Source organism: Pseudomonas sp. PDM14, from assembly GCF_014851905.1.
Taxonomy (GTDB): Bacteria; Pseudomonadota; Gammaproteobacteria; order Pseudomonadales; family Pseudomonadaceae; genus Aquipseudomonas.
The window spans coordinates 2268355-2280245 of the sequence record NZ_JACVAQ010000001.1 but is presented as its reverse complement, the minus strand read 5'-3'; the positions used below and the strand labels follow the sequence as shown (position 1 = coordinate 2280245).

Here is an 11891-nt window from a genome sequence, read left to right as displayed (position 1 = left end):
GGCGTCGCGCTCGTCAGCGCAGGAAGCCTGGGGCTATCCTTGGCCCTTCGATGAGCAGGCGATGGAACGGCGCAATGAGCGAGCACAACGACCCGGCGGATGTATTCCCCTACCTGCAACTGATGCATCAGCGCGGCGCCTCGGACATGTTCTTCAGCGTCGGCGCACCGCCGCACATGAAGATCGAGGGCCACAGCCACCCGGTCGGCCAGTACGCGCTCAAGGCCGGTGACGGCCAGCAGCTGGCCTACCAGCTGATGACGCAGAAGCAGATCGCCGAGTTCGAGCGCGACCTGGAGATGAACCTCGCGGTGAGCCTGCAGAACGCCGGGCGCTACCGGGTCAACGTGTATTACCAGCGCGGCGAAGTGTCGATGGTGGTGCGCCTGATCAAGAGCCACATTCCCGATTTCGCCAGCCTCGGTCTGCCGAAGATCATGGAGAAGCTGGCACTGCAGGACCGCGGCCTGATCCTCGTCACCGGCGCCGCCGGCTCCGGCAAGTCGACCACCCTGGCGGCGCTGCTCGACTACCGCAACCAGCACCGCAGCGGGCACATCGTCTGCATCGAAGACCCGATCGAATTCCTCCACCCGCACAAGCAGTCGATCGTCGACCAGCGCGAGGTCGGCCTCGACACCCACAGCTTCGCCGACGCCCTGCGCAACGTGCTGCGCGAGGCGCCGGACGTGATCATGCTCGGCGAGATCCGCGACGCCGCGACCATGCTGCACGCCCTGCACTACGCCGAGACCGGCCACCTGTGCGTCGCCACCCTGCACGCCACCAGCAGCAGCCACGCCATCCAGCGCATCGTGCGTTTCTTCCCCGACGAGGCGCGCAAGCAGGTGCTCGCCGACCTGGCGCACAACCTCAAGGCAGTGGTCGGCCAGCGCCTGGTGCCGGGCAAGACACAGAAGCGCGTCGCCGCCATCGAGCTGATGCTGGGCACGCCGTACATCCGCGACCTGATCCAGCGTGACCAGCTCGACGAGCTGCGCGAAGCCACCGCACGCGCCCTTGAGCAGGGCCTGCAGACCTTCGACCAGCACCTGTTCACGCTCCTCGAAGAAGGCCGCATCGACCTCACCGAAGCGCTCAAGCACGCCGACTCGCGCACCGACCTGAGCCTGCGCTTCAAGCTCGAGCGCGGCTTTTCCGCAGACGACGCGGAGATGAAGGTACTGCGCGACAGCTGATCGCACTGGCGCAACCCGACAAGGCGAACAAAGCTGTAATGGAGCGTTCACAATCAGGGTCGCTCCAGGAACCCGCGCTTATGCTCACCCTGCTCAATCTGCTGTCCGCCATCGCCCTGCTGGTCTGGGGCACGCACATCGTGCGCACCGGCATCCTGCGGGTGTACGGCACCCAGCTGCGGCACATCCTCAGCCACAACATGGACAACCGCTTCGCCGCCTTCGGCGCCGGCATCGGTGTCACGGCGCTGGTGCAGAGCAGCAACGCCACCGCCCTGCTCGCCACCTCCTTCGTCGCCCAGGGCCTGATGGCGCTGCCGCCGGCGCTGGCGATCATGCTCGGCGCGGATGTCGGCACGGCGCTGATGGCGCGGGTGCTGACCCTGGACCTGTCGTGGCTGTCGCCGCTGCTAATCTTCAGCGGCGTGCTGCTGTTCCTCTCACGCAAGCAGAGCCGCCTCGGCCAGGTCGGTCGCGTGGCCATCGGCCTGGGCCTGATCATCCTGGCGCTGCAACTGATCGTCGAAGCCGCACACCCGATCGTCCGGGCCAACGGCATCGAAGTGCTGTTCGCCTCGCTCACCGGCGACCTGCTGCTGGATGCCCTGGTCGGAGCGCTGTTCGCCCTGCTCAGCTACTCCAGCCTGGCCGCCGTGCTGCTCACCGCGACCCTGGTCGGCACCGAGGTGATCGGCCTGCCGGTGGCCATCGGTCTGGTCATCGGCGCCAACATCGGCAGCGGCGTGCTGGCGCTGATCAACAGCAGCATGCAGTCGCCGGCCGGGCGCCGCGTGGCCCTCGGCAGCCTGCTCTACAAGCTGCTCGGCCTGCTGCTGATCGTGCCGGTGAGCGGCCCGCTGGTGGCCTGGATGAGCACCCTGCCATTCGCCCCGGCAACCCTGGTGATCGGTTTCCACCTGGCCTACAACAGCCTGCGCTGCGTGCTGCTGTTGCCCACCGTGGGCCTGATGGCGCGCCTGTGCAGCCTGCTGCTGCCCGAGCGCGCCAGCGACGATGGCGTGGCCAAGCCGCGCCACCTCGATCAGACCGCCCTGGATACGCCCAGCCTGGCGCTGGCCAACGCGGTGCGCGAAACGCTGCGCATCGGCGACCTGATCGAACAGATGCTCGGCCGCCAGCTCGAGGTGCTGCGCAGCGGCTCCAGCGAAGCCGGGCGCCAGGTGCGACGCCTGGATGACGATGTCGATGCGCTGTACAACGCGGTCAAGTTGTACCTGGCGCGCATGCCGCGTGATGACCTCGGCGAGCAGGACAACCGGCGCTGGGCGGAGATCATCGAGCTGGCGGTGAACCTGGAGCACGCCGGCGACCTCATCGAGCAGATGGTCGGCAAGCTCAACAGCCACAAGCGTCCACGCCTGCAGGCGTTCTCCGACAGCGGCCTGGACGAGCTGACCGAGCTGCACACCGACCTCACCGCCAACCTGCGCCTGGGCCTCAACGTGTTCCTCAGCGGCGACCGCACCAGCGCCCAGCAGCTGCTGCGCGAGAAGCGCCGCTTCCGCCTGCGCGAACGCAAGCTGGCCCACGCCCACGTCAACCGCCTCAGTCGCCAGGTGGTGCAGAGCCTCGAGACCAGCTCGCTGCACCTGGAGCTGATCGCCGACATGAAACGCCTCAACTCGCTGTTCTGCAGCAGCGCCTACGCAGTGCTGGAAAACCAGGACACCGGCGCCCTCGCCGTCGGCCCCGAAACGGCGCCGGAGAACCCAGCGCAAGAGCGTCACGAAACCGCCGTCAATTATCCGCTCAGCGGGCGCCAGGCCGCGGACTGAGCGGCTTGCCGATGAATGACCGGGCGCACTCACCGGCGGCTTGACCCGGATCAATGGCCACGTACCGGCTTATCGCCACCATGGGATCACCTTTCCCACCGCAGCCAGCCAATGCCCACCAGCCCCGTCATCATCTGCACCGACCCCCGTCTCGCCTGTCGCCTGCGCGAGACGCTGGGCGCCGAACTGGGTGAGGACGCCATCCTCGAGGAAGCCGCGCAGTGCCGCCACGCGCCGCTGTGTCGCTGGCTGAAACCCTCGGCACTGGGCCCCAGCGGCCAGGTGCAGGCGGTGCTGTGCGATGCCGTCGCGACCCTGGAGCGCACCCGCCATGCCTTTCGCTCACGAGAACTGGGCATGTTGCGCCGGCGCCTGCAACAGCTATTGGAAGAATTGTCGGCACAGCCCGAATAGCGTAGAAGACCCCATCACAACCAAGGTTCCGCCCACCGGCGGAGACCGGCTTTGCCGGGCAGGACGTACGGGCCTGCAAGACGAAGCGCCGCACTGGCTGACCCCTCCTTACGGAAGGGGGCTGCCGGGTGGCGCTTTTTTTGTGCCTGCAAAAAATAGCCACTGAGGGTCACACACATGGAGTCCGTCGAAGTACTCAGGGAACTGATGCGCCGCATCACCCTCGACCGCCACGAGATCGAAGAACGCTGCCGCCTGCTCGACTGGAGCAGCGCCGATGCGGCCAACCTCAACGCCGCCGCCGAAGCCACCGAGCAGGCCCAGCGCGAATTCGTCGAGCGCCTGTACCAACACCTGGGCGCGTTCCCCGGGCCGGCCAGCATGCTCGGCGGCCCCGGCGTGCTGACGCGCCTCAAGCACAGCCAGCTCGACTACTACCAGCGCCTGTGGCACGGCCCCTACAACGGCGACTACATCGACAGTCGCCTGCGCATCGGCCTGATCCACCAGATCGCCGGCGTCGAGCTGAAGTGGTACCTGGGCGGCTATCGCCTGTACCTCGACGAGATGCTCGCCAGCCTGTTCGACGACCCGCGCAGCATGGCCATCTACGCCAGCCTGCTGAAGGCGGTGTTCTTCGACATGACCCTGGCCATCGACACCTACACCGCCGCCCAGCGCAAGGCCCTGGAGGACAGCGAGGCGCGCTTCGCCCGGGCGCTGCGCGGGGCCAACGACGGCATCTGGGACTGGCACCTGGAACACGACCGGCTGTACGTCTCCGAGCGCTGGGCGGGCATGCTCGGACTCAGCCGCGACAGCCTCGGCGAAGGCAGCGCCAGCTGGTTCTGCCGCGTGCACCCGGACGACCTGCCCGGCCTGCGTCAGGCCATCGACGCACACCTGAACGGCGACAGCCCGTTTTTGCATCACGAATACCGCATCCGCCGCGCCACCGACGAGTACCTGTGGGTGCTAACCCGCGGCGTGGCCGAGGCCGACCACAACGGCCAGCGTCGCATCGCTGGCTCGCAGACCGACATCAGCACGCGCAAGACCGTGGAGCAGCAACTGCGCCACGCTGCCCGCCACGACCCGCTGACCGGCCTGGCCAACCGCCTGCGCCTCGACGAACTGCTGCAGCTGGCCCTGCAACAGCTGACCAAGAGCGGTGCACGCGAGGCCGCACTGCTGTTCATCGACCTTGACCGCTTCAAGCTGATCAACGACAGCCTCGGCCACCATGTCGGCGACCTGGTGCTGATCGAAGTCGGCAGCCGCCTCAACCAGTGCCTGCGCCCCGGCGATCACCTGGCGCGCTTCGGTGGCGACGAGTTCGTCGTGCTGCTGGCCGACCTGGCCCATGCCAGCGACGCCGAGCATGTCGCCCAGCGCATGCTGGAAAGCCTGCACCAGCCGCTGCACCTGGAGCAGCAGACCCTGGTGGTCAGCGCCAGCATCGGCATCGCCCCGCTGGAGGCCAGCGCCGACTCGCAGGACGCCCTGCAGGCCGCCGACCTCGCCCTGTACCGCGCCAAGCAGGCCGGCAAGGCGCAGTTCGCCCTCTACAGCGCCGAGCTGCAGGCCGCCGCACGCCATCAGCTGGACCTGGAAAGCGCCCTCGGCCAGGCCCTGCACCGTCGCGAATTCGTCCTGCACTACCAGCCGATCTGCCGCATCGACCCGGACAACACCCGCCTGATCGGCGTCGAGGCCCTGCTGCGCTGGCAGCGCGGCGACACGCTGGTCTCGCCGCTGGAGTTCATTCCTTCGCTGGAAGAGTCCGGGGAAATCCTCCAGGTCGGCCAGTGGGTGCTGCAACAGGCCTGCCGCCAGGTGCGAACCTGGCAACTGGCCGGGCAGGCGCAGCTGCAGTGTTCGGTGAACCTCTCCAGCCGCCAGCTGCAACAGGAGGATTTCGTCGCGCGGCTCACCGACATCCTTCTCGACAGCGGCCTGCCGCCGGCCAGCCTGACCCTGGAAATCACCGAGAGCCAGCTGATGCGCGACTGCACCGCGACGCTGATCACCCTGCGCGAGCTGGCCAGCCTCGGCGTGCGCCTGGCGCTGGACGACTTCGGCACCGGCTACTCCTCGCTCGGCTACCTCAAGCGCTTCCCGCTGCACATCCTCAAGGTCGACAAGAGCTTCATCGGCGCCACCCCCGCCGACCCGGAACTGACCGCCATCAGCCGCGCGATCATCGGCCTCGGCCACAGCCTCGGCCTGGAAGTGGTCGCCGAGGGCGTGGAGCGCGAAGAACACCTGAAATTCCTCCGCAGCGAAGGCTGCAGCCTGGCCCAGGGCTACTGGTTCAGCCGCCCGCGCCCGGCCGCCGAGCTGCAGCGCCTGTTCAGCGGCGAAGACTGTTTCGAAGGGCTCTGGTGCCTGCTGCCGGAGCCCACCACCCACGCTACCGCCCCCAGTACGACCTCGGAAGTACAACCATGAAGATCAACCAGCCGGTTACCCAACGCTGTCTCTCGGTCAACCCGCACGCCAACATCCTCTCCACCACCGACCTCAAGGGCGTGCTGACCTACGCCAACCCGGACTTCACCGCCATCAGCGGGTTCAGCGAAGCCGAGCTGCTCGGCAGCAGCCACAACATCGTGCGCCACCCGGACATGCCGCCGGCGGCCTTCGCCGACCTCTGGCGCACCCTCAAGGCCGGGCGCTCGTGGCTCGGCCTGGTGAAGAACCGCTGCAAGAACGGTGACCACTACTGGGTCAGCGCCTACGCCACGCCGGTGCTGCGCAACGGCCAGGTGGTGGAATACCAGTCCGTGCGCACCAGCGCCGACTCCACCTGGATCGCCCGTGCCGAGCAGGCCTACGCCGCGCTGCGCGCCGGGCGCAACGTGCCACAATTGCACGCGCCACGCCTGTCGCTGGCCCAGCGCCTGGGTCTGTATGGCGCGGCGCTGAGCCTGGGCGGCAGTGGCCTGCTCGGCGTGCTCGGCGTGGCTCCGCTGCTGCCGCTGCTGGGCGCCGGCGCGCTGATCGCCAGCGGCTTCGCCCTGATTCTGCAGCACGGCCTGCAGCCGGTCGCCGCACTGGAACGCCAGGCCCGCGCGATCAACCACAACCCGTTGAGCCAGTGGGTCTACACCGGGCGCAGCGACGGCTTCGGGCAGATCGCCTTCGCCCTGCACAGCCTGGAAGCCGAAGCACGCTCGGTGGTCGGGCGCATCGCCGACTCCGCCTGCCAGCTGCACCTCAATGCCGACCAGCTCGCCACCGCGCTGGACAGCAGCAACCAGGCCAGCCTGGAGCAGCAGGACGAAACCGCCCAGGTCGCCAGTGCCATCGCCCAGCTCGCCGCCAGCGTGCAGGACGTGGCGCGCCACGCGCAGCTCAGCGCCAGCGCCGCCAGCGAGGCCGACGCGGAAACCGGCAGCGGCCTGCGCCTGGTCGAGCAAAGCCGCCAGCTGATCGCCTCGCTGGCCGACGAGGTGCAGGAAAGCAACAACGTGATCCGCCAGCTGGAGCAGCACAGCCAGGAGATCAACCAGGTGCTCGACGTGATCAAGGGCATCGCCGACAAGACCAACCTGCTCGCCCTCAACGCCGCCATCGAGGCCGCGCGGGCCGGCGATGCCGGGCGTGGCTTCGCCGTGGTCGCCGACGAAGTGCGCGGCCTGGCCTCGCGCACCCAGCAATCGACCGCGCAGATCCACCGCATCATCAGCAGCCTGCAACAGGGCGCCGGCGACGCCGTGGCCGCCATGAGCCGCAGCCATGACCGCGCCCAGGCCAGCGTCGAACAGGCCTTGCAGGCCGCCCAGGCGCTCGGCGGGATCAACCGTCGGGTCGGCCAGATCAGTGACATGAGCCTGCAGATCGCCACGGCGGTGGAGCAGCAGAGCACGGTCGGCGACGACATCCAGCTCAACCTCTGCGGCATTCGCCAGGCCAGCGAGCGCAACGTCGTCGCCAGCCAGCAGAGCCGCAGCAGCGCCGACCATGTCGCCGACCTCGCCGCCCGCCTGCAGCTGCTGGTCGAGCAGTTCCGCGGCCGGCAACGCGGCGCCCAGGCCGCCAGCGCAGGCGCCCCACTGGCGAGCCCGGATGGTCGGTGATTAACGCAGCCGGCGCGGCGTGCGATCATGCCCGCCCCCCGCCGCGTTTCTATCCCTGCCCATGACGCACTGGAAACTGCTCCTGCTTCGCCTGCTCAACCTGCTCAAGCGCTACCCCGGGCTGATCGCCCTGTTCGGCTTCGTCTCCGGTATCGCCAGCTTCATCCTGGTCGACCGTCAGGAAGGCGTCGGCCGGGTGATCGCCGTGCTGATGCTGCTGAGCTGGGTCTGGCTGCTCTTCGAGAGCCTGCTCACACGTAGCGCCGCGCGCTGGCTGGGCCTGGAAGTACCGCCGGTGGTGCTGCGCTACGTGACCCAGCTGATCCACCAGGAAAGTCTGTTCTTCGTCCTGCCGTTCTTCTTCGTCACCACCGCCTGGAACAGCGGCCAGGCGCTGTTCACCAGCCTGCTCGGGCTCGCCGCGCTGGTGGCGATCGTCGACCCGCTGTATTACCGCTGGCTGGCCCGGCGCCGCTGGATGTACCTCGGCTACCACACCCTGACCCTGTTCGCCGTGCTGCTCACGGCGCTGCCGCTGATCGTCCACCTGACCACTGCCGAGAGCTACCGCCTGGCCCTGGCCGCCGCCCTGCTGCTGTCGTTCCCCAGCCTGGCCAGTTCGCTGCACATTCGCCGCGGTTGGCGCTGGCTGGCCCTGTGCGGGCTGATCGCCGCGCTCGGCGGCGTCGGCTGGCTGGCGCGGCCGTGGGTGCCGCCGGCAACCCTGTGGCTGACCGAAGTGGCGGTGACCGCGCAGATGGACAACGCCTCGCGCGCGCCAGGCGAGACCCTGCGCCAGATCGACGCCATGCAGCTGCGCAGCAACGGCCTCTATGCCTACACCGCGATCAACGCCCCGCGCGGGCTGGACGAGCGCATCTACCACGTGTGGCGGCACAACGACGAGGTGGTCGACCGCATCGCCCTGGACATCCACGGCGGGCGTAAGGCCGGTTACCGCGCCTGGACGCACAAGCGCAATTTCCCCGGCAACCCCGAGGGCGACTGGCAGGTGTGGGTGGTGACCGAAGCCGGTCAGCAGATCGGCACGTTGCGCTTCAGCGTGACCGGTGCCGGCGAGGCGACCAACACCAACCCGCTGCACAATTTCCTGCGCGGCGACGCGCCAGAGGAAGACACGCAAGCGCCACCGGCCGAGCCCGAGGTGCAGCAGAAGCAGGAAGAGCAGCCAGCTGCGGACGCCGCGGAGCCTGGGCCAGACACGCCAGCGGCATCGCCCGCTGATGCCAGCGAGCCCGCCGCACCAACGCCGTAACCGCAATCCCGTAGGGCTCGCGGGGCCGCCCAGGCGGTGCGCATCAGCGAGCCCGCAGACGACCTCTGGTGCGCACGGCGCGCCCTACGAGGACTAGCGCCGAGGGGCTCGCACAGCGCTACAGGCGGAAGCGCTGCACCATTCCGTTGAGGTCACTGGCCAGCCGCGCCAGCTGATCGCTGGCCACCGAGGTCTGGTGCGCGCCTGTGGCGTTCTGCGCGGCAATGTCGCGGATCGCCACCAGGTTGCGGTCGACCTCGCGCGCCACCTGCGCCTGCTCCTCGGCGGCGCTGGCGATCACCAGGTTCATCTCGTTGATCTGGCTGACCCGCTCGGAAATCACCAGCAGCGCGTTGTCCGCCTCGCTCGCCATCGACTGGCTGCGCGTGGCGTACTCGCTGCTCTGCGCCATGGCGCTGACCGACTCCTGGCTGGCGTTCTGGATCGCGCTGATCATTCGCTCGATTTCCTGGGTCGAGGTCTGCGTGCGCTGGGCCAGCGCGCGCACCTCGTCGGCGACCACGGCAAACCCGCGGCCCTGGTCACCGGCCCGCGCGGCCTCGATGGCGGCGTTCAGCGCCAGCAGGTTGGTCTGCTCGGCGATGGTGCGAATCACCTCGAGCACGCGACCAATGGAAATCGCTTCCTCGGCCAGGGTGCTGATGGTGCTGGAGGTGATCTGCAGGCGCTCGCTGAGCTGCTCGATGGTACTGCGCGTGGTGCTCACCTGCTGGCGCCCGCTGTGCGCGGTCTGCTCGGCCTCGCGTGACGAGTCGGAGGTGTGATTGGCGTTGCGCGCCACCTCGTCTACCGCCGCCGACATCTCGGTGACCGCGGTGGCAGCCATTTCGATCTCGTCGTTCTGCCGGGAAATGCCCTGGGCCGAATTCTCGGTCACCGCATGCAGCTCTTCGGCGGCCGAGGCCAGCTGCGTGGCCGAACTCTGGATGTTCTGCAGGGTGTCGCGCAGGGTGTTCTGCATGCCGCCCAGGGAGCGCTGCACCTGAGTGACCTCGTCGTTGCCATCGGCACTCACCGGCTGCGTCAGGTCGCCGCCGGCGATGCGCTGCGCCGACGCCGACAGCTGCGCCAGCGGCTGGGTGATGCTGCGGCTGAGCAGCCAGGCCGCGGCCACGGTGAAGATCACCGCCGCCCCGAGGATCAGGCTGAAGGTCACCGTTGCCGCATCGGCGCTCTTTTCCGCACGACTGCCGGCATCCTCGGCGCCCTTGTTGTTCAGCGCGATCAGCTGGTCGAGGGCGCTGATCAGTGCATCGAAATCTTTTTCCGAGCGCTCCGTCAGCGCCGGCTCCGGCTTGCCGGCGGCCAGGGCCGCGAGCACCTGTTCCAGGCTCTGCTCATAGGCCTTGCTCTTGCTGTGGTAGGCATCGAACAGGCGGCGATCCTCGTCGAGGATGATGGTCTTGGCGTAGGCATCGTCGTTGCCACGCACGCGCTGCTCGAGCATGGTGATTTCCGTGCGCAGCGCCGCCAGCTCCTCGGGCTGGGCCAGCGCCTCGTTCTCGTCGAGACGGATCTGCTGGCGATCGGACTTGATCTTGCCCATCAGGTCCAGCCCGAGCATCCACACGTCCTTCACTTCGAGCAGATCACCACGCAGGCTGGACAACTGACCTAGGGCGACACCACCGGTACACAGCAGAATCAGGGTCAGCACCCCGAAACCGATGGTATTGCGCAGACCGACACTGAACGAACGCAGGAACATGGCGAACTCCCGAAGCAAGAGGGGGTTCGCTGAGTCTAGCCAGTGCGCGCGCACCTGCACTTCGAGCCCTGCATATAGATAGGAAGGCTCGCGCGGCCTGAACGGTGCGGTGTCAGCGCAGGGACAGCACCTGCCAGCCGCGCTGCTCGGCGACGGCGCGCAGGGTGTCGTCGGGGTCGACGGCGACCGGGTGGGCGACCCGCTCCAGCAGCGGCAGGTCGTTGCGCGAGTCGCTGTAGAAGTAGCTGTCTTCGAGGCTGTAGCGGTTTTCCTGCAGCCACTGGTTCAGGCGCACCACCTTGCCCTCCTGATAGCAGGGCACGCCGGTGGTCTGGCCGGTGTAGCGGCCGTCCTGCATGCCGCACTCGGTGGCGAGCAGGGTGTCCACGCCCAGGCGCGCGGCGATCGGTGCGGTAACGAAGCGATTGGTCGCGGTGATGATCAGCAGCTTGTCGCCGGCCTCGCGGTGCTGCGCCAGCAGCGCCTCGCCCTTGGCCAGGATGATCGGCTCGATCACGTCGCGCATGAATTCGGCCTGCCACTGCGCCAGCAGCGCCGGTGCGGTACGACCGAGAATCGCCTGGCTGAAGTTCTGGTAGGCCACCACGTCGAGCTTGCCGGCGCAGTAGTCGGCATAGAAGGCATCGTTGCGCGCCCGGTATTCGCGGGCGTCGACCAGATCGCGCTGGCAGAGGAACTCACCCCAGCTGTGGTCGCTGTCGCCGGCCAGGAGGGTGTTGTCGAGATCGAAAAGGGCTAGGCGCACGTGTCGGTACCGCTTCACTGAGGCGAAAAATGGCGCCCAGAATAGCCGCTTTAAGACGCACTGCCCATCGGCCGAACCGCGCGTTTGCTGCGTTAAAGGGCTTTGTGGAACAATGCCGAAATACGCGTTTTGCAAGGTGCTATGCCGTGATCGATTCCGATGGTTTCCGCCCCAATGTCGGCATCATCCTGACCAACGATGTCGGCCAGGTGCTCTGGGCACGCCGGATCAACCAGGATGCCTGGCAGTTTCCGCAGGGCGGCATCAACCCCCATGAGTCGCCGGAACAGGCCCTGTACCGGGAACTCAACGAAGAAGTGGGCCTCGAACAGCAGGACGTGAAAATTCTCGCCTGCACCCGGGGCTGGTTGCGCTATCGTCTGCCGCAACGCCTGGTGCGCACGCACAGCCAACCGCTGTGCATCGGGCAAAAACAGAAATGGTTTCTCCTGCGCCTGCTCTCCGACGAGCAGCGGGTACGCATGGACCTGACCGGCAAGCCGGAATTCGACGGCTGGCGCTGGGTCAGCTACTGGTACCCGCTGGGCCAGGTGGTCACCTTCAAGCGTGAAGTCTACCGCCGTGCCCTCAAGGAATTAGCCCCGCGCCTGCTGGCGCGCGACTGACGG

At 67.9% G+C, this 11891-nt stretch carries 8 protein-coding genes and 2 pseudogenes; 7 read left to right on the top strand and 3 right to left on the bottom strand.

Annotated elements, in window-relative coordinates:
- Positions 1-74: 74 nt before the first annotated feature.
- From IB229_RS10740 to IB229_RS10715, 6 genes are all read left to right on the top strand, one after another.
- Positions 75-1199: a PilT/PilU family type 4a pilus ATPase gene (locus tag IB229_RS10740; RefSeq protein ID WP_192328209.1), complete on the top strand. Its 1125-nt coding sequence runs from the start codon at positions 75-77 to the stop codon at positions 1197-1199.
- A gap of 80 nt (positions 1200-1279) precedes the next feature.
- Positions 1280-2995 (top strand): Na/Pi cotransporter family protein, encoded by a 1716-nt coding sequence (locus IB229_RS10735; RefSeq protein ID WP_192328206.1) that lies wholly within the window; start codon positions 1280-1282, stop codon positions 2993-2995.
- 111 nt (positions 2996-3106) lie between these two features.
- Positions 3107-3409, top strand: coding sequence for a hypothetical protein (locus tag IB229_RS10730; RefSeq protein ID WP_192328203.1), 303 nt, complete (start codon positions 3107-3109; stop codon positions 3407-3409).
- A 177-nt stretch (positions 3410-3586) separates the two neighbouring features.
- On the top strand, positions 3587-5860 hold the full coding sequence (locus tag IB229_RS10725; RefSeq protein ID WP_192328201.1) for a putative bifunctional diguanylate cyclase/phosphodiesterase: 2274 nt from the start codon (positions 3587-3589) through the stop codon (positions 5858-5860).
- Positions 5857-7491: a methyl-accepting chemotaxis protein gene (locus IB229_RS10720; RefSeq protein WP_192328198.1), complete on the top strand. Its 1635-nt coding sequence runs from the start codon at positions 5857-5859 to the stop codon at positions 7489-7491. The genes IB229_RS10725 and IB229_RS10720 overlap by 4 nt, the downstream gene beginning before the upstream one ends.
- Before the next feature lie 61 nt (positions 7492-7552).
- Complete coding sequence (locus IB229_RS10715) at positions 7553-8767, top strand: DUF5924 family protein (RefSeq protein WP_192328195.1); 1215 nt, start codon at positions 7553-7555, stop codon at positions 8765-8767.
- Between the two features lie 118 nt (positions 8768-8885).
- On the opposite strand, the pseudogene IB229_RS22265 reads toward IB229_RS10715, so the two are convergent.
- The 3 genes and pseudogenes from IB229_RS22265 to IB229_RS10705 form a co-directional block, all read right to left on the bottom strand.
- Positions 8886-9881, bottom strand: a pseudogene (locus tag IB229_RS22265) (methyl-accepting chemotaxis protein); the annotation flags it as partial.
- Between the two features lie 90 nt (positions 9882-9971).
- A pseudogene (locus tag IB229_RS22260) lies at positions 9972-10496 on the bottom strand (MCP four helix bundle domain-containing protein); the annotation flags it as partial.
- A 112-nt stretch (positions 10497-10608) separates the two neighbouring features.
- Positions 10609-11262: an HAD family hydrolase gene (locus IB229_RS10705; RefSeq protein WP_192328189.1), complete on the bottom strand. Its 654-nt coding sequence runs from the start codon at positions 11260-11262 to the stop codon at positions 10609-10611.
- 146 nt (positions 11263-11408) lie between these two features.
- Here IB229_RS10705 and IB229_RS10700 point away from each other — a divergent pair, with 146 nt between their 5' ends.
- On the top strand, positions 11409-11888 hold the full coding sequence (locus tag IB229_RS10700; RefSeq protein WP_192328186.1) for an RNA pyrophosphohydrolase: 480 nt from the start codon (positions 11409-11411) through the stop codon (positions 11886-11888).
- The last annotated feature ends 3 nt before the right edge of the window (positions 11889-11891 follow it).

Bases quoted from the DNA above. Each gene is read 5' to 3' on its own strand.
- IB229_RS10740 (WP_192328209.1), top strand. From the start codon at position 75: ATGAGCGAGCACAACGACCCGGCGGATGTATTCCCCTACCTGCAACTG.
- IB229_RS10735 (WP_192328206.1), top strand. From the start codon at position 1,280: ATGCTCACCCTGCTCAATCTGCTGTCCGCCATCGCCCTGCTGGTCTGG.
- IB229_RS10730 (WP_192328203.1), top strand. From the start codon at position 3,107: ATGCCCACCAGCCCCGTCATCATCTGCACCGACCCCCGTCTCGCCTGT.
- IB229_RS10725 (WP_192328201.1), top strand. From the start codon at position 3,587: ATGGAGTCCGTCGAAGTACTCAGGGAACTGATGCGCCGCATCACCCTC.
- IB229_RS10720 (WP_192328198.1), top strand. From the start codon at position 5,857: ATGAAGATCAACCAGCCGGTTACCCAACGCTGTCTCTCGGTCAACCCG.
- IB229_RS10715 (WP_192328195.1), top strand. From the start codon at position 7,553: ATGACGCACTGGAAACTGCTCCTGCTTCGCCTGCTCAACCTGCTCAAG.